The organism is Streptomyces sp. NPDC002004 (assembly GCF_053593975.1).
The window spans coordinates 11,325-32,033 of record NZ_JBSFDP010000013.1; the positions used below are offsets into that span (position 1 = coordinate 11,325).

The 20,709-nt window shown below is 72.4% G+C and carries 20 protein-coding genes; 11 read left to right on the forward strand and 9 right to left on the reverse strand.

The features are described from left to right. The first annotated feature begins 81 nt into the window (after positions 1-81). Positions 82-927, forward strand: a complete 846-nt coding sequence (locus ACWCP6_RS20575) for a spermidine synthase (protein ID WP_450933901.1) — start codon at positions 82-84, stop codon at positions 925-927. On the opposite strand, the gene ACWCP6_RS20580 is transcribed toward ACWCP6_RS20575, so the two are convergent. The 3 genes from ACWCP6_RS20580 to ACWCP6_RS20590 form a co-directional block, all read right to left on the reverse strand. Further along, positions 914-2,254, reverse strand: a complete 1,341-nt coding sequence (locus ACWCP6_RS20580) for an MFS transporter (protein WP_450933902.1) — start codon at positions 2,252-2,254, stop codon at positions 914-916. The genes ACWCP6_RS20575 and ACWCP6_RS20580 overlap by 14 nt on opposite strands. A gap of 88 nt (positions 2,255-2,342) precedes the next feature. Continuing rightward, complete coding sequence (locus tag ACWCP6_RS20585) at positions 2,343-3,374, reverse strand: hypothetical protein (protein ID WP_450933903.1); 1,032 nt, start codon at positions 3,372-3,374, stop codon at positions 2,343-2,345. 84 nt (positions 3,375-3,458) lie between these two features. Beyond that, positions 3,459-4,499, reverse strand: a complete 1,041-nt coding sequence (locus tag ACWCP6_RS20590; protein WP_450933904.1) for a hypothetical protein — start codon at positions 4,497-4,499, stop codon at positions 3,459-3,461. A 72-nt stretch (positions 4,500-4,571) separates the two neighbouring features. Between ACWCP6_RS20590 and ACWCP6_RS20595 the strand changes: the two genes are divergently transcribed. Together ACWCP6_RS20595 and ACWCP6_RS20600 are read left to right on the forward strand one after the other, a co-directional pair. Continuing rightward, the gene (locus ACWCP6_RS20595) at positions 4,572-5,024 is read left to right on the forward strand and encodes a DUF4442 domain-containing protein (RefSeq protein ID WP_450933905.1); all 453 of its coding nucleotides are present in this window, start codon (positions 4,572-4,574) and stop codon (positions 5,022-5,024) included. 215 nt (positions 5,025-5,239) lie between these two features. Next, positions 5,240-5,902 carry a DedA family protein gene (locus tag ACWCP6_RS20600; RefSeq protein ID WP_450933906.1) on the forward strand — a complete coding sequence of 221 codons (663 nt, stop codon included), beginning with the start codon at positions 5,240-5,242 and terminating at the stop codon, positions 5,900-5,902. Positions 5,903-5,977: 75 nt separating this feature from the next. Here ACWCP6_RS20600 and ACWCP6_RS20605 read toward each other — a convergent pair whose 3' ends face one another. Beyond that, a complete protein-coding gene (locus ACWCP6_RS20605) occupies positions 5,978-6,517 on the reverse strand; it encodes a gamma carbonic anhydrase family protein (protein WP_450933907.1) in 540 nt (179 codons plus the stop codon). Between the two features lie 195 nt (positions 6,518-6,712). Here ACWCP6_RS20605 and ACWCP6_RS20610 point away from each other — a divergent pair, with 195 nt between their 5' ends. After that, positions 6,713-7,495, forward strand: coding sequence for an acyltransferase (locus ACWCP6_RS20610; protein WP_450933908.1), 783 nt, complete (start codon positions 6,713-6,715; stop codon positions 7,493-7,495). Positions 7,496-7,515: 20 nt separating this feature from the next. Here ACWCP6_RS20610 and ACWCP6_RS20615 read toward each other — a convergent pair whose 3' ends face one another. After that, positions 7,516-8,382 (reverse strand): EamA family transporter, encoded by an 867-nt coding sequence (locus ACWCP6_RS20615; RefSeq protein WP_450933909.1) that lies wholly within the window; start codon positions 8,380-8,382, stop codon positions 7,516-7,518. A 93-nt stretch (positions 8,383-8,475) separates the two neighbouring features. Here ACWCP6_RS20615 and ACWCP6_RS20620 point away from each other — a divergent pair, with 93 nt between their 5' ends. Both ACWCP6_RS20620 and ACWCP6_RS20625 read left to right on the forward strand, forming a co-directional pair. Then, positions 8,476-9,048: a helix-turn-helix domain-containing protein gene (locus tag ACWCP6_RS20620; RefSeq protein ID WP_450933910.1), complete on the forward strand. Its 573-nt coding sequence runs from the start codon at positions 8,476-8,478 to the stop codon at positions 9,046-9,048. A 43-nt stretch (positions 9,049-9,091) separates the two neighbouring features. Further along, positions 9,092-9,658 carry a YbaK/EbsC family protein gene (locus tag ACWCP6_RS20625; protein ID WP_450933911.1) on the forward strand — a complete coding sequence of 189 codons (567 nt, stop codon included), beginning with the start codon at positions 9,092-9,094 and terminating at the stop codon, positions 9,656-9,658. Positions 9,659-10,006: 348 nt separating this feature from the next. On the opposite strand, the gene ACWCP6_RS20630 is transcribed toward ACWCP6_RS20625, so the two are convergent. Further along, positions 10,007-10,426, reverse strand: coding sequence for a CoA-binding protein (locus ACWCP6_RS20630; protein WP_450933912.1), 420 nt, complete (start codon positions 10,424-10,426; stop codon positions 10,007-10,009). Between the two features lie 119 nt (positions 10,427-10,545). Between ACWCP6_RS20630 and ACWCP6_RS20635 the strand changes: the two genes are divergently transcribed. From ACWCP6_RS20635 to ACWCP6_RS20645, 3 genes are all read left to right on the forward strand, one after another. Then, entirely contained in the window at positions 10,546-11,184 is a 639-nt protein-coding gene (locus tag ACWCP6_RS20635; RefSeq protein WP_450933913.1) for a YigZ family protein, read from the forward strand. Between the two features lie 241 nt (positions 11,185-11,425). Then, entirely contained in the window at positions 11,426-12,589 is a 1,164-nt protein-coding gene (locus tag ACWCP6_RS20640; RefSeq protein ID WP_450933914.1) for an exonuclease SbcCD subunit D, read from the forward strand. Beyond that, complete coding sequence (locus ACWCP6_RS20645) at positions 12,586-15,579, forward strand: AAA family ATPase (protein ID WP_450933915.1); 2,994 nt, start codon at positions 12,586-12,588, stop codon at positions 15,577-15,579. The genes ACWCP6_RS20640 and ACWCP6_RS20645 overlap by 4 nt, the downstream gene beginning before the upstream one ends. A 39-nt stretch (positions 15,580-15,618) precedes the next feature. Here the strand turns inward: ACWCP6_RS20645 and ACWCP6_RS20650 are convergent, their stop codons facing one another. Next, a complete protein-coding gene (locus tag ACWCP6_RS20650) occupies positions 15,619-16,065 on the reverse strand; it encodes an Lrp/AsnC family transcriptional regulator (protein ID WP_450933916.1) in 447 nt (148 codons plus the stop codon). Between the two features lie 266 nt (positions 16,066-16,331). On the opposite strand from ACWCP6_RS20650, the gene ACWCP6_RS20655 reads away from it, so the two are divergent. Beyond that, positions 16,332-16,820 carry a rhodanese-like domain-containing protein gene (locus ACWCP6_RS20655; RefSeq protein WP_450934079.1) on the forward strand — a complete coding sequence of 163 codons (489 nt, stop codon included), beginning with the start codon at positions 16,332-16,334 and terminating at the stop codon, positions 16,818-16,820. A gap of 213 nt (positions 16,821-17,033) precedes the next feature. Here the strand turns inward: ACWCP6_RS20655 and ACWCP6_RS20660 are convergent, their stop codons facing one another. Both ACWCP6_RS20660 and ACWCP6_RS20665 read right to left on the reverse strand, forming a co-directional pair. Beyond that, on the reverse strand, positions 17,034-18,725 hold the full coding sequence (locus ACWCP6_RS20660; RefSeq protein ID WP_450933917.1) for a DUF885 domain-containing protein: 1,692 nt from the start codon (positions 18,723-18,725) through the stop codon (positions 17,034-17,036). Between the two features lie 95 nt (positions 18,726-18,820). Beyond that, positions 18,821-19,312 (reverse strand): Lrp/AsnC family transcriptional regulator, encoded by a 492-nt coding sequence (locus tag ACWCP6_RS20665; protein ID WP_450933918.1) that lies wholly within the window; start codon positions 19,310-19,312, stop codon positions 18,821-18,823. A 66-nt stretch (positions 19,313-19,378) separates the two neighbouring features. Between ACWCP6_RS20665 and ACWCP6_RS20670 the strand changes: the two genes are divergently transcribed. Further along, the gene (locus ACWCP6_RS20670; RefSeq protein ID WP_450934080.1) at positions 19,379-20,548 is read left to right on the forward strand and encodes a trans-sulfuration enzyme family protein; all 1,170 of its coding nucleotides are present in this window, start codon (positions 19,379-19,381) and stop codon (positions 20,546-20,548) included. Positions 20,549-20,709: the final 161 nt, after the last annotated feature.

Genomic DNA, 20,709 nt, shown 5'->3' on the forward strand with positions numbered 1-20,709 from the left:
CCTCGTCTCCTGCGGGCGTCGCTCCCGGGCGCGGTGACGCCTCCCACGCGGCCTGTGGGAGGCGGACGGCACAATGGTGCGGTGAACGAGTCGCTCCCCGTGATCCGCGATGTGGACCACGGCACCGCCAAGCTGCTGCCCGACGTGGACCGGGCGCGTGCCTGGCTGCTCACCGTGGACGGGGCTCCCCAGTCCTACGTCGATCTCGACGATCCGGCCCACCTCGAATTCGAGTACGTCCAACGGCTCGGCCACGTCCTGGAGACGGTGGCCGAGCCCGGCCTTCCGCTGGACGTGCTGCACCTGGGCGGCGGCGCGCTGACCCTGCCCCGGTACGTCGCGGCGACCCGTCCCGGTTCACGACAGGACGTCGTCGAGTTCGACCACGGGCTGCTGGCACTCGTCACCGAGCAGCTCCCGCTGCCCGCCGGCTCCGGCATCACCGTGCACGCCGGGGACGCCCGCGCCTGGCTGGAGGCCGCCGGCCCGGACTCGGCCGACGTGCTGGTCGCCGATGTCTTCGGCGGCTCCCGTGTCCCGGCGCACCTCACCTCGCTCACCTACGCACAGGCCGCCGAGCGCGCACTGCGGCCCGACGGCGTCTATGCGGCGAACCTCGCCGACGGCGCGCCCTTCACATTTCTGCGGTCCCAACTCGCCACGTTCGCAGCGGTCTTCGACGAGATCGCCCTCGTCGCCGAGCCCTCCGTGCTGCGCGGCCGACGCTTCGGCAACGCCGTGCTCCTCGCCTCGCACCGCCCCCTGGACATCGCGGCTCTGGCACGCCGCACGGCGGCCGACGCCTTCGCCGCCCGCGTGGAGCACGGCGACGCCCTGCGCCGCCTCATCGGCGACGCCACCCCCGTGCACGACGAGGACGCGACCCCGTCCCCGGAGCCACCGGACGGGGCGTTCAGCGTGGGCTGACGGGTCCCGCCGGGGCGGCCGGCTCCGTGGGGGCCGTGCCGTCGTCCTCCGGGCCCGTCGGCAGGCCCGCGTCCGATGACGCGACCTCCCTCGTACGCCGCGTCAGGTTCCGCACGTCCGGTACGAAGAGGACCGCGGCGGTCACCAGGACGATGAGCGCGGCGCAGCCCCACAGCGAGGCCGGCCGTCCGAACGTCTCCTCGGCCGGGCCCGCGAGGGCGGTGGCCAGCGGGACCATGCCGATCGAGCCCAGCCAGTCGTAGGCGGAGACCCGGGAGAACTTCTCCTCCGGTATCTCCTGGTGCATCGTGGTGATCCACGAGACGCCGAACACCTCGATGGCGGCGCCGCTGACGAACATCACGACGATCAGTGCCGAGACCGGGAGCGGCACGGCGAGGGCCGCGGACGGCAGCGCCAGCGGGAAGACGCAGAGCGTTCCGGCCAGCAGCAGCCGGCGCGGCTTCCACCGGGTCATGAGCAGAGCCCCGCCTACCGTGCCCGCGCCGAACGCACCCAGGGCGAGCCCCCAGGGTCCGGGTCCGCCCAGATGGTCGCGCGCGACGAGCGGGCCGAACACCGCATCGGCGGCGCTGACCACGGCGACCACCACGGAGAACTGCGCCACGATGGACCACAGCCACGCGCGCCCGGTGAACTCCCGCCATCCCTCGCGCAGATCGGCGACCATGCCGCCACCCGCCACGCGCGGCGGAATGTGTCCCACGTCGAGGAACGTGCGCAGGGCGCCGGCCAGTGCGAAGGCTCCGGCGTCGACGGCGAGCACCCACCCGGGGCCGACGACGGCGACCAGCGCGCCGCCGAGTGCCGCCCCTCCGATGCCGGCACCGTTCATGGCCATCCGGTACAGCGCGAACGCGCGGCCGGCCTGGTCGCCGGAGACCGACGACATCAGCATGCCCTCGGACGCGGGGCTGAAGAACGCCTGCCCGGTGCCGCCGAGCGCGGCCAGGAGCATCATCTGCCACAGCCGGGGCTCGGCGCACAGCACGAGCAGGGCGAAGGCCGCCTGTGACAGGCAGTTGAGGGCGTTCGCCGCCACCATCACACGGTGCCGGGGCAGCCGGTCGGCGACGGCGCCGCCGATCAGCAGGAACAGCACCAGCGGCAGCGTCCGCGCCGCCGCGACCAGCCCCACGTCCGCGGCGTCGCCGCCGGTGTCCAGAACCGCGAACGCCGCCGCGATCAACGCACCCTGGCTGCCCAGGTTCGTGACGACCGCGGCGGCGGTCAGCAAGGTGTAGTTGCGCCCGGCCCACGAGGGGCGGCTGCGCGGGTGTTCGGCGGAGGTGTCGGCGGTGGTCACGGAGTGACTATCGCCGGGCACGGGTCCGAGTGCCAAACGCGGGGGGCTCGGATCGGACCCGTCACGGCTTCGGGCGCCGGGCCGTGGCTCAGTCGGTCGGGTCGCCCTCCAGACGCACCGTGCTGAGGATCTTCATGATGGTCGCGTCGGACAGCTCCTCCTTGACCCCCTTGGCGCCCTTGAGCGTCCAGGAGACGAAGTCACCGTTGGAGTTCTTGAAGGCGAACGTGATCGCCTTGCCGTCCGAGTCGCACTTGCCCGTCTTGCTCACGCCCGCGGAGTACGTGGTCGCGACGCTGCCCTTCACTCCGGAGGCCGTGGTGTAGGCCTTGGGCTTGCCGATGTGGAGGAGCTTCTTCTCCTTCTCGGTCTGCCCGGTGTAGCTGCCGAACACCCACCACGCCGAGTCGTTGCGTGCCACGTCCTCGGTGTTCTTGGCGCCGTTCTGACCCTTGGTGCCCACGATGGCCAGTGCCTTGTCGTCCGGCGTGCCGTCATGGTCGTCGTCGCTCGTGCACCACTTCTCCTTGAGGTAGGCGGGCGCGGTCATGCCGATCAGCGCGGCCCCTCCGCCCTTCTTGGTGTCCTCGACGAAGGTGAAGGTGTCGGGCGACTTGATCATCCAGTCGGCCGGAACGTCGAACGCGGTGCCCCACTTGGGGTTCACGACGACCTTCCAGCCCGGGATGGTCGGCTTGGGACCGTCCGAGTTGCGCGGGTCGTCGTTTCCGGAGGAACTCGGGTCCTTGGACGGAGTGGCCTTCGGTGAAGCGCTGTGCTTGCCGTCCCCGCCCTTGGCGGTGTTGCTCTTCTTGCCGCCCAGCACCAGGACGCCCGTGACTCCGGCGGCGACCACCACGGCCGCCGCGGCGACGATCGCGACGATCTTGGTCTTCTTGCCGTTGTCACCGGGCGGCTGCGGCGCGCCCATCGGAACGGTGGGAGCACCCCAGCCCGGCTGGCCCGGCTGCCCGGGCTGCTGGGCGGCGTACGGGTTCGCCTGCTGGTATCCCGGCTGCTGGTACGGGTTCGGTTGCTGGTACCCCGGCTGCTGGTAGGGGTTCTGGTTCTGGTCCTGCGGGTTCTGCTCGCCCCCGGGCGGCTGCTGTCCTGGCCACATGGGCAGTCACCTTAGTGGCGCCGGGGAAACGTTTCGGTCACTGCCCCTTGTCAGGTACGTACCGGAGACGCGGGGCAGCACACCTCACGACCCCGAATCGTCCTTGTACAGACGCACGGTGCTCAGAATCTTCCGGATCGTCGTGTCCGGAATCTCATCCTTCACACCTCGGACACCGTTGAACGACCAGGAGACGAAGTCGCCTTGGGCGTTCTTGAAGGCGAACGTGGTCGCCTTCCCGTCGAAGTCGCACTTGCCGTGCTTCTCGACGCCCCGGGAGCTCGCGGTGCCGAGGCTGCCCGTGATGCCGGACTTGGTGGTGTACGACTGCACGGGTCCGCTCGTGACGAGGTTCCTGTGCGGCTGGGTGTAGCCGCCGTAGACCCACAGGGCCGAGTCCGTGCGGGCGATGTCACGTGTGTTCTTGGCGCCGTTGTTGCCCCTGCTGCCCGCGCCGCCGAGCGGTGTGTAGCTCGTCGAGCCGTCCTTGTCGGGGTCCGAGGTGCACCAGTGCTCCTTGAGGAACGCGGGCGCGGCGAAGGCGACGAGGGGTTTGTCGTCGGAGTTGTTGTTGTCCGACACCCAGGACGTCCAGGACGTCGACTTCAGCGACCAGTCCGGCGGGACGTCGAAAGCGATGCCCTGCTTCGGGTTCACGACCACCTGCCAGCCGGACACGGTCGGCTTCTCCTCGCGGTCCTCGGCAGACGGAGTCTCGTCGGCCGGTGAACTCGATTGACCGGTGGGGGACTTCGTCGGGCCGGGGCCGGCCGTGTCGTCCTTGCCGCCGCCGAGCACGACGAGTGCGGTGACACCCGCGGCGATCACGACCGTCGTGGCGGCCAGGATCGCGACCAGCGCGGTCCGGCGGTTCCGCGGACGGGGAGGTTCGGGTGCCCCGCCGGGGACGGTCGGGGCGTGCCACGCGTTCTGCGGCGGCTGGGTCTGCTCCGCACCCGGCGGCATCTGCTGTGCCATGTACGGATTGGGCTGGTGGTACCCGGGCTGCGCGTACGGATTGGGAGGCCCGCCCGGCATCTGCTGTCCCTGGGAACCCTGAGTGTTGGGGTCCTGCCCCTGACCCTGCGGATTCGTCCCGCCCCCTGGCGGCTGTCCTGGCCACATGGCCGGTAACGATAGGCGATCGTGACGGACCGGCCCTGGCAGGATGGGCTACTCGTGAGTAACATCTTGGTCATGAGTGCTGACCAGATGTCGATCGGCGAGATGCTCGCCGCCACGGTGCCGATGGCCCGGACCCTGAACCTCGACTTCCTCGAGACCACCCCCGAGAAGGCCGTGGTGTCGCTGCCGGACCAGAGCGAGTACCACAACCACGTGGGCGGTCCGCACGCCGGCGCGATGTTCACGCTCGGCGAGTCCGCGAGCGGCGCGATCGTCCTGGCCGCGTTCGGGGACCAGCTCTCGCGCGCCGTGCCCCTGGCCGTCAGCGCCGAGATCGCCTACAAGAAGCTCGCCATGGGCCCGGTCACCGCGACCGCCACGCTCGGCCGCCCCGCCGCCGACGTCGTCGCCGAGCTGGACGCCGGACAGCGCCCCGAGTTCCCCGTCGCCATCGCCATCCAGCGCGCCGACGGCGCGGTGACCGGCGAGATGACGGTGGTGTGGACTCTGCGTCCCAACGCCTGAGCCGCCTGCACCGGTTCCGCCGGACCGGCAGAGGCGCGCCGCCCGGGGGAGCACGCCGGTCCGGCCGTCCGAAAACCGGCGGTCCGTGTGCCCGTGCCCGGTCGTGATCAGCGGCCGGGCACTTCGGCCGTGCTCCGTGCGTTGACGAAAAGGTAGGCTCGACCGGGCGCCCGTGACCGGGGTGCGCCGCGCACATCGACACGGGAGGAACCGGCTTGCACGTCCAGGAGTGGCTCGAGAGCGTGCCGGCCGTCAGTATCTACGCCCTCGTGGCCCTGGTGATCGGACTGGAGAGCCTCGGCATCCCGCTGCCGGGCGAGATCGTCCTCGTCTCGGCGGCCCTTCTCTCCTCCCAGCACGGCGGCATCAACCCGGTCGTCCTGGGAGTCTGCGCCAGCGCCGGAGCCATCATCGGTGACTCGATCGGCTATGCCATCGGCCGCAAGGGCGGTCGTCCGCTGCTCGCACGGCTCGGCCGGAAGTTCCCCAAGCACTTCAGCGAGGGGCACATCAAGGCCGCGGAGGGCTCGTTCGAGAAGTGGGGCATGTGGGCGGTGTTCTTCGGCCGCTTCGTGGCACTGCTGCGGATCTTCGCCGGTCCGCTCGCGGGCGTCCTGCGCATGCCGTACTGGAAGTTCCTGATCGCCAACGTCCTGGGCGGAGTGATCTGGGCGGGCGGCACCACCGCGGTGATCTACTACGTGGGTGTGGTCGCCGAGTCCTGGCTCAAGAAGTTCTCCTATGTCGGTCTCGTCGCCGCGGTGGCCATCGGCCTCGTCTCCATGCTGATCGTCAAGCGCAAGACGAAGAGCGCGATGGCCGAGGCCGAGGCCAGGATCGAGACGGGCGAGCCCAGCACCCTCCCGGCCGGCGACTGATTCCGGCGCCCTCCCGGCCGGCGCGGCCGAGCCCAGGGTTTCCTCCGGGCTCCAGCCGCTGCCGTATGGGGCGCGTCAGCCCTCGTCGCCCTGGTGCGCGGTCCGGTGGGCGTTGGCCAGTTCCACGTACATCACGCCGTTGAGCTTGATCCCCTCGCGTTCCTCGTCGGTCAGCCGGCGCTTCACCTTCGCGGGCACGCCTGCGACGAGCGAGCCCGGGGGCACCTGCATGCCCTGCGGCACCAGCGCCTGCGCGGCGACGAGGGAACCTTCGCCGATGACCGCGCCGTTGAGCACCGTCGCACCCATCCCGATCAGGCAGTCGTTCTCGACGGTGCAGCCGTGCACGACCGCGTTGTGCCCCACCGACACCCGCTCGCCGATCGTCACGGGGAAGCCCGGGTCGACATGGACGGTGCAGTTGTCCTGGATGTTGCTGTCGGCGCCGAGCACGATCGGGCCGCAGTCGCCGCGCAGCACCGCGCCGTACCAGACGCTTGCCCCGGCGTGCAGCGTCACGTCGCCCACCACCACGGACGTGGGCGCCGTGAAGGCCTCCGGGTCCACCTTCGGGTCCTTGCCGCCCACCCCTGTGATCAGCGCCCGTTCAGCCATTGCCGACTCCTCGTTCCTCTGTGCGTCCGCGCACCGTGTACGCCGTCGCGTCCGCGGCCCCGCCGGTACGCGGCCCTTGGTCTACGCGCCCACCGGCACCGTAAGGGATGGACCGCGGCCCGCGCGGACCGGGTGGGGTGAAGATCACAGCGCCCCGTGGCCATGACCGTACGGGCGAGTAAGTACGGTGAGCGGGTGCCCAAGCGCCAGAACCCGGTCTCATTCTCCGCCCTGAACGCCGCCCGGCGCCGTCTGGCGCAGCGCGCCGTGCACGCGGCATGGGCCTGGGCGCAGCAGGCCGGTGCCGTCACGGCAGAGCGTCCGGGGCGGCTGCGTTTCGGCTCCCTCGGCCCGGCCACCAGACTGGCCTTCCCGCAGGGCACCATCTTCGGAGAGCCCTGGATCCATCTCGGGGACCACTGCATCATCGCCGAACAGGTCACGCTCACCGCCGGGTTGATGCCCGACCTCGATCTGGGGCCGGATCCGATCCTGCGCATCGGCGACGGTGTCGTCCTCGGCCGGGGCAGCCATGTCATCGCCGACACGACCGTCACCATCGGCTCCGACTGCTACTTCGGGCCGTATGTGTACGTGACCTCGACGAACCACTCGTACGACGACCCCCATGAGCCCATCGGCAAGCAGTGGCCCCGTATGGAGCCGGTGGAGATCGGCCCGGGCTGCTGGATCGGCACGGGGGCGGTGATCCTCCCGGGGGCCCGGATCGGCCGCAATGTGGTGGTCGCGGCCGGCGCCGTGGTCCGTGGAACCGTTCCCGACCATGCGGTCGTGGCGGGTGCCCCCGCCCGGGTCGTCCGGCGGTGGAAGCCCGAGACGGGGTGGCAGCCGCCGCTGCGCACCCCCGCACCCGTACCGATCCCCGACGGTGTCACGCCGGAACAGCTGCGGGCGCTGGCGGAGCTGGAGGTCCCGGTGCCGGACGGTGAGCGGGGAGACACGGCGCCGCAGCGGTGATGCTCGCCTCGGCGGGCGTCTCAGCCCGTCGCGAGCAGTACCGTGCCGACCAGCGCGAGTCCCGCGCCCGCTGCCTGTATTCCGCGCAGGCGCTCGCTGAGGACACCACGCGCGGCGAGTGCCGTGACGACCGGGTAGAGCGAGGCGAGCACGGCGGCCACGGTCATCGGCCCCCGCTGGGCGGCCAGCGCATAGGTGCCGTTCGCGGCGACGTCGGCGAGGCCGACGAAGGCGAGCGCCGGAAGCGAGCGCCGTATGAGGTCCAGGCCGGCGCCGTCGGGAAGCGCTTGTGCACCGCGTCGCAGGGAGGCGAGGAGCGCCGTGCCGCCCGCGACGACGTTGGTCACGCGCTGCACGAACAGGGCCAGGAACAGGCCGGTGACCGTGGTCGACGCCTCCGCGATCAGGGCCATCACCGCGCCGAACCCGAACGCCGCGAGCAGGGTGAGCGCCACCGCCTGCCGCTGGACCGGGGCGCCTCGCCACTGCGGTCCGCCCGCGAGGACGACGCCCGCGACGGCGACCAGGATGCCCGCGAGCTGGAGCATGCCGGGGCGCTCGCCGAGCACGAGGCCGACCGCGACGGGGACCGCGACGCCGAGCGAACCGAGGGGGGACACCACCCCCATCGGGCCGAGGGCGAGCGCCTTGTAGAAGGCGAGCATCGCGACCGGGCCCACCAGGCCTGCGGCCACGGCGAACCACAGCTGCGGCCCCGCCTCGTGCCACCCTCCGGTCGCGGTCACGACGGCGCCGAGCACGACGACCGCGATGCTCTGGGAGGCCACGACAACCGTCAGAGCCGGCATGCGTCGCGTCAGCAGCCCGCCGCCGAAGTCGGCCAGGCCCCACATCAGGCTGGTGGCCAGGGCGAAGAGTGCTGTCATGGGCGGCCTCGCAGTACAGTGCAGTGAACCATCAGGTGCACCACACCATAGTTCAATGCAGTGAACTCTGTCATCCAGAATATTGGACGGAATGTGTCGGACCTCGACCAGCTCACGCAGTCCCTCGCCCGCAACCTCAAACGCTGGCGCGGTGAACGTGGCTTCACCCTGGACGCGCTGGCCGCCCGGGCGGGCGTCAGTCGCGGCATGATCATCCAGATCGAGCAGGCCCGCACGAACCCGAGCGTCGGGACGACCGTCAAGCTCGCCGACGCGCTGGGCGTCAGCATCACCACGCTGCTCGACTTCGAACACGGCCCGCAGGTCCGCCTCGTCCCGCCGGAGCAGGCGGTACGGATGTGGTCGACGGACGCGGGCAGCCGGACGACGCTGCTCGTGGGCACCGAGAAGCGGGGCCCGCTGGAGCTGTGGTCCTGGCGGCTGATGCCGGGCGAGGGGAGCGACTCCGATCCGCATCCGACCGGCACCGTCGAGTTGCTGCACGTGACGGCGGGCGAGCTCACCCTCGTCGTCGCCGACACCTCCTACCGGGTCCCGGCCGGCACCTCGGCCACCTTCGAGTCCAACGTCCCGCACACCTACCGCAACGACGGTGCGGAGCCCATGGAGATGACTATGGCGGTGGCCGTTCCGCCGGCCCCCTGACATGCGGGACCTCCTTGGCCCGCGCGGCTGTTAGCGTGCCGCCATGCGTGCACCCATCGGACGCTTCGACGACGCCAGGCCCGCCCCCGACTGCCTCGACCGGCTGGTCGCCCCGGTGGCCGACGCCGTGCGTCGATGGCGCGGCAGCGTCCCCGCCGAGCAGCTGATCTACGTCGACACCGAGCCCGAGTGGGCCGACACCGCGACCTTCGTCGAGCACTACGGCGCCGAGCTGATGGGGCATTCGGCGAACTGCGTGGTGGTGGCGGGCAAGCGGGCCGGCGAGACCACGCTCGCCGCCTGTCTGGTGCCGTCGGCCACCCGTGTCGACGTCAACGGAATCGTCCGCCGACACCTGGGGGTGCGCAAGGCCTCCTTCGCCCCGATGGACACCGCGACGGGCGAGACGGGCATGGAGTACGGCGGCATCACGCCGATCGGGCTGCCCGACGGCTGGCCGCTCCTCGTCGACTCGGCCGTCGTCGACCTCTCGTACGCCCTGGTCGGCAGCGGCGCCCGCCGCGGCAAGCTCCTCGTCCCCGGGAAGGCCCTCGCGGAGCTTTCCGGAGCGGTCGTCCTGGACGGCCTGGGTCTCTCCCCTTCGTTCTGACAGGGCCCCTTCGTCCGGCTGTTCCGGGTGCGGCGCTGACCAGTTCGTTCTGACCAGGGGTGCATGGGTCTTGACTAGCGGCAAATATGGAGGAAACTGGTCATTACACCGGAAAACCGGAGAGAGCCCGTACCGTCGACTGAGACGTCTGTCGACCCTCGAGACCCTTTTCTCGGCTCTGGCTAGGCCCCCGGCAGTCCACGTCGGACACGGAGCCATCAGCGACGACTGAGGCTCATGATGTCGAAGGTGACTACCGGGGACTGTTTTGTCCGCAGCCGCATCCGTAAGCCGCATCCGTCCCCGGATGCGGCTTACGACGTGTATCGGCCGGGTCGGCCCCCGGTGCTAGGCGTCCGACCGGCGCAGGGCGGGGATCTCGATCGCCGGGCAGCGGTCCATGACCATCTCCAGGCCCGCCGCGTGGGCGCGCGCTCGGGCCTCGTGGTCGATCACCCCGAGCTGGAACCAGACGCCCCTCGCGCCGATCGCCGCCGCCTCGTCGGCCACGGGGCCGGCCAGCGAGCTGTTCACGAAGACGTCCACGACATCCACCTCGAAGGGGATCGCCGACAGCGACGGATAGCCCTTCTCACCGTGCACCGTCTCGGCCTTCGGGTGCACCGGGACGATCCGCTTGCCGAATCGCTGCAGGACCTCCGCGACGCCGTACGCCGCCCGGCTCCGGTTCGAGGACAGCCCCACGACGGCCCAGGTGTCGCCCAGCTCCGTGAGAATCCTGCGCACGGTCTCCGTCTCGCTGTCCACGCACTGCCTCCTTGCGGTTCGCCTGTTGCCTGCATCCGCCAACGAACGACGCCCTCGGGGGATTCCCCGGAGCCGACGGCAGGTCGAGGACCGCTGCGCCGTACGCATACGCTGGCGGGATGCAGGACGAGTACCGCACGGTGGCCCGCGAGGGTGTGCACGAGACCGAGATCAACCGCTCGCGCTTCCTGTGCGCGCTCGCCCCCGCCGCCACGGAGCAGGAGGCGCAGGGCTTCATCGCGCGCGTGCGCAAGGAGCACGCCGACGCCACGCACAACTGCTACGCCTATGTGATCGGCGCGGACGCCGCCGTCCAGAAGGCCGCCGACGACGGCGAACCCGGCGGCACCGCGGGCGTGCCGATGCTCCAGATGCTGCTGCGCCGCGACATGCGGTACGTCGTCGCCGTGGTCACCCGCTACTACGGCGGGGTCAAGCTCGGTGCGGGCGGACTCATCAGGGCCTACGGAGGCGCCGTCGGTGAGGCGCTCGACACCCTGGGGACCCTGACGCGGCGCCGCTTCCGGCTCGCCACGGTCACCGTCGACCACCAGCGTGCGGGCAGACTCCAGAACGACCTGCGCGCCACCGGCCGGGAGGTGCGTGACGTGCGGTACGGCGAGCACGTCACGCTGGAGATCGGGCTGCCCGACGCGGACGTGGCGGCTTTCACGGCATGGCTCGCCGACTCCACGGCGGGCACGGCCACCTTCGAACTGGGCGGGGAGGCGTACGGGGACGCGGCCACGGAGAGGTGACGGAGATGCGGATGAGCACCGATATGCGGTCAAGTGTCCCGATATGCGTCGCTGTTCCATGGGGTCCGCGGATGCTCGGCGTGCGTGACGTGGGTCACCGATGAGGTCGCGGCTTGCGGTGCACGGCACTTGATGCCCTGCCCGGCGCACCCGGAGCGCGGTCCCCGGTGCGAGGGCAGCGCGGTCCCGATGCACGAGGAGCCGCCCGTGATGTCCGACCCGCCCGTTAGGCTCGGGAATCATGAGGCTGCTGCACACATCCGACTGGCATCTGGGCCGCGCGTTCCACCGCGTGAACATGCTCGACGCCCAGGCCGAGTTCGTCGCTCACCTGGTCGCGACGGTGCGTGAGCGCGACGTGGACGCCGTGCTGGTGTCCGGGGATGTGTACGACCGGGCGGTGCCGCCGCTCGCCGCGGTGGAGCTCTTCGACGGCACCCTGCACCACCTCGCCGACCTCGGCGTGCCGACCGTCATGATCTCCGGGAACCACGACTCGGCCCGCCGCCTCGGCGTCGGCGCCGGGCTCATCGGCCGCGCCGGTGTCCACCTGCGGACGGAGGCCGCCGCGTGCGGCACGCCCGTCGTTCTCGCCGACGACCACGGCGACGTGGCGTTCTACGGACTGCCGTACCTCGAACCTGCCCTGGTCAAGGACGAGTTCGCGGTCGACAAGCCCGGGCACGAGGCCGTGCTCGGCGCCGCGATGGACCGGGTGCGCGCCGACCTCGCGGCCCGCCCCGAAGGCACCCGCTGCGTCGTCCTCGCGCACGCCTTCGTCGCCGGCGGCGAGGCCAGCGACAGTGAGCGGGACATCACCGTCGGCGGCGTCTCCGCCGTGCCCGCGGGCGTCTTCGACGGCGCCCACTACGCCGCGCTCGGTCATCTGCACGGCAGCCAGACCATCACCGAGCGGGTGCGCTACTCGGGCTCCCCGCTCGCGTACTCCTTCTCGGAGACCGACCACCGCAAGAGCATGTGGCTGATCGACCTGGGCCCCCACGGGGAGATCGACGCCGAGCGGATCGACTGCCCCGTGCCCCGCCCGCTCGCCCGTCTGCGAGGGCACATCGACGACCTGCTCGAGGACCCGCGGCTCACCCGTCACGAGGAGGCGTGGATCGAGGCCACCCTCACCGACCCGGTGCGACCGGCCGACGCCATGGCCCGGATCAGTACCCGCTTCCCGCACACCCTCAGCCTCGTCTTCGACCCGGAGCGTGCCCCCGACGATCCGGACGTGTCGTACGCACAGCGGCTCAAGGGGCGCGACGACCAGCAGATCGTGGAGGACTTCGTGGCCCATGTCCGCGGTGCCGGACCCGACGACGACGAGCGGGCGGTGCTGCGGGAGGCCGTCGACGCCGTCCGTGTCGACGACGTGGAGCGCGAGGTGGCACGGTGAGGCTGCACCGGCTGGGCCTGTGCGCGTTCGGGCCGTTCGGCGGCCGCCAGGATGTCGACTTCGACGCGCTCTCCGGTGCCGGACTCTTCCTGCTGCACGGTCCCACCGGCGCCGGGAAGACCTCGGTCCTCGACGCCGTCTGCTACGCGCTCTACGGCTCGGTGCCGGGCGCCCGGCAGAGCGGCCAGGGAGCCACTCTGCGCAGCGACCACGCCGACCCGGCGACGCGTACCGAGGTGTCCCTGGAGTTCACCGTCGCCGGACGCCGCCTCGAACTCACCCGGCAGCCGCCGTGGGAGCGTCCCAAGAAGCGGGGCGCGGGCACCACCACGGAGAAGGCGCAGAGCGCCCTGCGCGAGTACGACGCCACCGCGGCCACCTGGAAGGACCTCAGCCGGTCCCATCAGGAGATCGGCGAGGAGATCACCCAACTGCTCGGGATGAGCAAGGAGCAGTTCTGCCAGGTCGTGCTGCTGCCGCAGGGCGACTTCGCCCGCTTCCTGCGGGCCGACGCCGAGGCCCGGGGCAAGCTCCTCGGAAGGCTCTTCGACACCCGCCGCTTCGCCGCCGTCGAACAGCATCTCGCCGACCGGCGCCGCAAGGGAGAGAGCGCCGTGCGCGCGGCCGACGCCGAGCTGCTGGCCGACGCGCACCGTATGCAGCAGGCGGCGGGCGACAGCGTCGAGCCGGCCCTGCCCGATGCCGCGCCCGGTGACCCGGGCCTCGCGGCGTCCGTCCTGACCTGGGCAGCCGTGGCCCGCAGCGATGCCCGTGAAGGGCTCGACATCGCCCGCATCGCCCTGACGGCCGCCGAGTCGGTGCAGGCCGCGGCGCAGCGGGAGCTGACCGGGGCCACCGAACTGCGGCGGCTTCAAAACAGGTTCGCCGAGGCCCAGGAGCGTGCCACACGCCTGCACGCGCGCGCGGACGACCACCGGCGTACCCAGGAGCGGATGGCGCGTGCCCGCAAGGCCGACACCGTCGCCCCCGCCCTCGGTCTGCGGGATGCCGCCGATGCGGAGCACCGCAGGGCCGCCGACCAGGAGACACGCGCGCGTGCCGTGCTGCCGGACGCCTACCGCGACGCAGGAGCGGCGGGCCTCGCGGCCGCCGCGCGCAAGGCCGCCGAGGAACTGGGCGGTCTCGAATCCGCGCGCCGCGCCGAACGCCGGCTCGGCGAACTCGCCGACGAGCGCGACACCTTGGACCGGCAGGAGCGCGCCGACGACGAGCAGCTCCAGGACGCCGCGGCCTGGCTCGACGGCTGGGAGGCCGCACGGACCGCACTTCAGGAGCGCATCGACACGGCGCAGGAGGCGGCGACCCACGCCGAACACCTCGCCGGACAGCTCGAACCCGCCCAGGCGCGCCTGGACGCCGCCCGCCGCCGCGACCGGCTGTCGGAGGAGGCCGACCGTGCGCACGAACGGGCCCTGGCCGCCCGCGAACAGGCGTCGCGCGCCCATGAGCACTGGCTCGCCCTCAAGGAGCGGCGGCTGCAGAACATCGCCGCCGAACTCGCCGAGAACCTCACCGACGGCGAGCCGTGCGCCGTGTGCGGTGCCACCGAACATCCACGCCCCGCGCCCCGCAGCGAGGGGCACGTCGACCGCCGGACCGAGGAGGCCGCGCTCGCCGCGCACCGCCGTGCCGACGCGGAGCGCGCCACGGCCGAGCGGGACCTCGGCGTCGTACGGGAGGGTCTGGCCGCGGCGACGGCCGCCGCGGGCGAACAGCCGGCGGCCCGACTCGCCGAGGAGGCCGGGGAACTGCGTCGGCGGCACGCCGAGGCGCGTGACCTCGCATCCGGGCTGCACGCCGCGCGCGAGGCCCTCGCCCAGGCCGAGGGGGAGCACGCCCGCAGGCTCACGGAGCAGCAGGAGGCGTCCCGGCGGGCCGCTGCCCGCGTCTCGCGGCGCGACCAGCTGGACAGGGAAAGGACCGTGCTCGAAGGCGAACTGACCAGAGCACAGGGTGGCGCGGACAGCGTCGCCGTACGCGCCGGACATCTGGAGCAGCGGACCGAACAGCTCTCCCGGGCGGCCGAAGCGGTACGCCGGGTCGGCGAGGCCGCACAGCGGCTGAAGGAGGCCGACGCACGGCTCGCCGACGCCGCCTTCCGTGCGGGGTTCGACACCCCGGACGAGGCGGCCGCCGCCCTCGTCGACGACACGGGTCACCGGGAACTCCAGCGCCGGCTCGACGCCTGGCAGACCGAGGAGGCCGCCGTACGGGGCGTACTCGCCGAGGCCGACACGGCGGAGGCGGCCGCGCAGCCGCCCGCAGACGTCGACGCGGCCCGCCGGGCGGCGGACACCGCCGACCGGCGGCTGCGCCGTGCGGCCTCCGTGCGTGACGCGGCCGAGCGGCGCTGCGCCGAGCTGGGCCGGCTCTCCGCGCGGGCCACGGCGGCTGCGCGCCGCCTGGCGCCGCTGCGCGCGGAACACGACCGCGTGGCCCGTATGGCCTCGGTCGCCGCGGGCACCTCGGCCGACAACGAACGCAAGATGCGGCTGGAGTCGTACGTCCTGGCCGCCCGTCTCGAGCAGGTGGCCGCGGCCGCCACGGCGCGCCTGCTGCGGATGTCCTCCGGGCGCTACACGCTGGTGCACTCCGACGACCGCACCGGGCGCGGTCGTTCGGGGCTGGGTCTGCACGTCGTGGACGCCTGGACGGGGCGCGAGCGGGACACGGCGACGCTGTCCGGCGGCGAGACGTTCTTCGCGTCCCTCGCTCTCGCGCTCGGTCTCGCCGACGTCGTCACGGACGAGGCGGGTGGGGTGCGCCTCGACACGCTCTTCATCGACGAGGGCTTCGGCAGCCTCGACGACCAGACGCTCGACGAGGTGCTGGACGTGCTCGACGCGCTGCGTGAACGCGACCGCAGCGTCGGCATCGTCAGCCATGTCGCCGACCTGCGACGCCGTGTCCACGCCCAGCTCGAGGTGGTGAAGGGGCGGGCGGGGTCGACGGTGCGGCAGCGCGGATGAGCCGGGGTGTACGGGGCGGCGCCGGGCGGCTGCGGCGGGTCAGCGGCCGATCGGGCGCCGGGGGAGGGGCGACGAGTACACGACGCTCGTGGTCACCGAGCCGAGGGCGCCGATCCTGCCCGATACCTCTTCGAGGTGGCTCATCGACCGGGCCGCGACCTTGATCACGAAGCAGTCGTCGCCCGTGACGTGGTGCGCCTCGAGGATCTCGGGCGTCACCGCGACCAGGTCGTGGAACGGCTTGTAGTTGCCGTTCGGATAGCGCAGGCGCACGAACGCCAGGATCGGCAGACCCAGCCGGTCGGGGTCCACGACCGCGGCGTACCCCTGGATCACTCCGGCCTCCTCGAGGCGCCGCACCCGCTCCGTCACGGCACTCGCGGACATGGAGACGGCCCGGGCCAGCTCCGTGTAACTCGCCCGGCCGTCGCGCTGGAGGACCTCGAGGATGCGCCAGTCCGTGGCGTCCGGGGAATACGTGGTCATCCCCGAGGAATACCAGGGGAATCACCGGCCCAACAAGGGGGGTGCCGTGGAATCTTCCTTCAGGGAAACGGTCACGATTCGTAGATTTTCGGTCAGGAAGTCGGGCGGCTCGTGCAGCCGGCCGAGACGGTGAGACCGAGAAGGGCCGACACCATGACCGCAGCCGCCACCACTGCCGGGCCCCCGGCCCCACTCCGGCATCGCCCGAGGTGCGGACCGTGACCACTCCCGTGCCTGCCACCGAGGTGCGGACCGTGACCACCCCGGTGCCTGCCGCCGCCGAGTCGACCGTCGGCAACCCCGTCCTGCGGGTCCCGCCGGCCTCCCCGGCCACCGCCGTCGCGTACTTCGGGGCGAGCCTGATCTTCCATGCCGATGTGTCCGATGTCGCCGCCGCACTGGCAGCCGACGGCGACCCGGGGTTCGTCGTCGTCGATTCGCGTTCCACCGCGTCGTGGGACCAGGGGCACGTGCCCGGTGCGGTCCACCTGCCGACCGCGCTCATCGCGGAGCAGGCCGAGCAGCTGCTCGACAAGGCCGTCCCGGTCGTCACCTACTGCTGGGGCCCGGGCTGCAACGGCGCGACCCGCGCCGCCCTCGCCCTCGCCCAACTCGGCTACCAGGTCAAGGAGATGCTCGGCGGCTTCGAGTACTGGGTCCGTGAGGGCTTCGCCCACGAGACCTGGGAGGGTCCGGCCCGCAGGCCCGCCGACCCCCTGACGGCACCGACGGACGGGGACGACTGCGGGTGCTGAACCCCCGCTTCGCGGAGCACGGACGCGCGAGGAGGTCCGGCCCGGAGGCGCGCGCCGGGAGCCCGGGCCGTCGCAGTGGCGTCGGCCGGCCGTCGTCGCGCACCGCCCCGGCACCCGCGGAGCGCATCCGTCCGAACGGCTTGTCCGCAGGTGGCAGGCCCCCGCCCGTGGTGAGGGTGGGCGAGGGCCTGCCGGGTCGATTCCGGTGGACGCTTACAGGTTGGACAGTTCGTCGACCAGGTCGTCCAGCCCCAGGGATCCCTGGGACAGTGCCGCCATGTGCCAGGCCTTGGCGTCGAAGTCGGCGCCATGGCGCTTGCGGGCGTTCTCGCGGCCCAGGAGCCAGGCGCGTTCACCGAGCTTGTAGCCGATGGCCTGGCCGGGGATGCTGAGGTAGCGGGTCAGCTCGCTCTCCACGAAGTCGGCGGGGCGGCTGCTGTGTGCGGCGAAGAACTCCTGTGCGAGTTCGGGGGTCCAGCGCTCCCCGGGGTGGAACGGCGAGTCGGCAGGGATCTCCAGTTCCAGGTGCATGCCGATGTCGACGATGACCCGCGCGGCGCGCATCATCTGCGCATCGAGGTAGCCGAGCCGGCGCTCCGGGTCGGTGAGGAAGCCCAGCTCGTCCATGAGGCGCTCCGCGTAGAGGGCCCAGCCCTCCACGTTGGCGCTCACGCCGCCGATGCTCGCCTGGTAGCGGGAGAGGTTCTCGGCGACGTGCGTCCACTGCGCCAGCTGGAGATGGTGGCCGGGCACGCCCTCGTGGTACCAGGTGGACACCAGGTCGTAGACCGGGAAGCGGGTCTGGCCCATGGTCGGCAGCCAGGTGCGGCCCGGGCGCGAGAAGTCCTCCGACGGGGCCGTGTAGTACGGGGCCGCGGCGCCGCCCGGCGGGGCGATGCGGGCCTCCACCCTGCGCACCCGCTCGGCCAGGTCGAAGTGCGTGCCGTCCAGTGCGTCGATCGCCTCGTCCATGAGGCCCTGCAGCCAGACGCGCACCTCGTCGACGCCCTCGATGTGCGTGCCGTGCTCGTCGAGGTGCGCGAGCGCCTCCCACGGGGTGGCCGCGCCGGGAAGGATCTTCGCCGCCTCGGTCCGCATCTCGCCCAGCAGGCGGTGGTACTCGGACCAGCCGTACGCGTACGCCTCGTCGAGATCGAGGTCCGTGCCGTTGAAGTAACGGGACATACGGGCGTACCGCTCACGGCCCACCGTGTTCGGGGAGCCCTCGATCGTCGGGGCGTACACGTCCCGCATCCAGTCGCGCAGTTCGACGACCGCCGCGGTCGCCGAACGCGCCGCGGCATCCAGGTCCGCGCGGAGCGAATCGGGGCCGGCCGACGCGAAGTCCTCGAACCAGCCGCGGCCCGTGCCGTCCGGGTCCGCCCACTCCGAAAGCTGCTCGATGAAGGTGGCCGTGGGGCGCGGCCCCGCGTACAGCTTCCGCTCCAGCCCGAGCGCCAGCGACTCCCGGTAACCGTCGAGGGCCTCGGGCACGGCTCGCAGTCGCTGCGCTATCGCCGACCAGTCCTCCTCCGTCTCGGTCGGGGAGATCGTGAACACCTCACGGACCGAGTGCGCCGGCGAACTCATGTTGCCGACCGCGCGCAGGCCCTCGTCGGACTCGTGGACGGCGAGTTCCGCGGTGAGCCGCTCGCGCAGCAGACGGCCGCAGCGGCGTTCGATGTCCGCGTCCGCGCCCGGCGCGCGCTCAGCCTCGTCGAGCCGGGCGAGGGTCAGCCGGGCGAGCTCCGCGCGTGCCTCCTGGCCCGCGGGTGAGTGGTCGGGCAGTTTGCCGGAGCTCTCCTTCACACCGAGGTAGGAGCCGAGGACCGGATCGAGGGCGACGAGGTCGTCGACGTAGGCGTCGGCGACGTCACGGGGCAACGGGCTCTTCGTGTCTGACATGGGGCCATCCTCGTACGCGGGGAGGGGCCGCGTCAGCAGGATCGGGCGCCCCGTTGATCAATACGGCTCGATCGGCACGGTGGCCCGGCCCGTGGTCAGACGCCCGCCATGTTCCGCGTCGGAGGCAGCAGCGGTCCGCACTCCCACTGCTGGAATATCAGCCGGGTCTCGACCCGGGCGACCTCGCGGCGGGAGGTGAACTCGTCGAGGACGAGTCGCTGCAGATCGGCGGCGTCCGCCACGGCGACGTGCACCAGATAGTCGTCCGGACCGGTGAGGTGGTAGACGGTCCGCGCCTCGGGCAGCGCCCGGACCCGCTCCACGAAGGGTCCGACCAGCTCCCGCCGGTGCGGCCGCACCTGCACCGACAGCAGGGCCTCGAGCCCGCGCCCGAGCTTCGCCGGGTCGAGCTGCAGCCGATGGCCGAGAATCACGCCTGCCCGGCGCAGCCGGGCGACCCGGTCCAGACAGGTCGACGCGGCGACGCCGACCTGAGCGGCCAGGTCCCGGTAGGTGGTCCGGGCGTCGTTCTGGAGGAGCCGCAGAATCTGCAGATCGACCGGATCGAGTACGACAGAATCAGCCATCGGCCGAACGTAACACGTCATTCGGCGATCCGGGCCGGACGTATGCCGAATCTTCTCCGCATGGACATGGACCTCGACCTTGCCGCCGACCGCGATGTCGACCTGGTGGCCCCGGACGAACCCCGGGCCCTCGCCACGGACGCCGTGCACGCCGGCCGCGACGATCTCGCGCAGCTCGGCCTGCACGCCCCTCCCATCGATCTGTCCACCACCTACCCGTCGTACGACGTCCGGGGCGAGGCCGCCCGGATCGACGCCTTCGCCACCGACGGCGCGGAGCTGACCGGACCACCTGTCTACGCCCGCCTCGGCAACCCGACCGTCTCCCGGTTCGAGACCGCTCTCGCCCGGCTCGAGGGCGCCGAGAGCGCCGTCGCGTTCGCCAGCGGCATGGCCGCGCTCACGGCGGTCCTGCTGGTCCGCAACGCCGCCGGACTGCGGCACGTCGTGGCGGTCCGTCCGTTGTACGGCTGCAGCGACCATCTGCTGACCGCCGGGCTGCTCGGCTCCGAGGTGACCTGGGTCGACCCCGCGGGCATCGCGGACGCCATACGTCCAGACACCGGTCTGGTCATGGTCGAGTCTCCGGCGAATCCGAACCTCGCGGAGCTGGACCTTCGCGCGATCGCGCACGCCTGCGGTTCGGTGCCGCTGCTCGCCGACAACACGTTCGCCACACCGGTGCTCCAGCGCCCGGTGGAGAGCGGGGCACGCCTCGTGCTGCACAGCGCCACCAAGTACCTGGGCGGCCACGGGGACGTCCTCGGCGGGGTCGTCGCCTGTGACGAGGAGTTCGCGCGCAAGCTGCGGCAGGTGCGGTTCGCGACGGGCGGCGTGCTGCACCCGCTGGCCGGCTATCTGCTGCTCCGCGGCCTGTCGACCCTTCCGGTACGGGTCCGTGCGGCGTCCGCCACCGCGGCCGAGCTGGCGCGCCGGCTCGCCGACGACCCGCGGGTGGCCCGTGTCCACTACCCGCGGCTGGGCGGGGCGATGATCGCCTTCGAGGTGCACGGCGAGCCGCACGACGTGATCGCCGGGGTCCGCCTCGTCACCCCGGCGGTGAGCCTGGGCAGCGTGGACACGCTGATCCAGCACCCGGCGTCCATCAGCCACCGCATCGTCGACGCGGACGACCGTCGCTCGTCCGGGGTCAGCGACCGCCTGCTGCGGCTGTCCGTGGGTCTCGAGGACGTCGAGGACCTGTGGCGTGACCTGGACCGGGCCCTCGGGCGCTGAGCGGCGGGCTTCCACCCCCGGACACGGCCGTGGGCGGCCGCGGCGGCGGGGGACGGGGGGGGGCGCGCCGGGGGGGGGAGGCCCGCGGGGGGGGGGCGCCCCCCCCCCCCCCCGCCCCCCCCCCCCCCCGCCCCCCCCCCCCCCCGACCGGAGGGACGTCC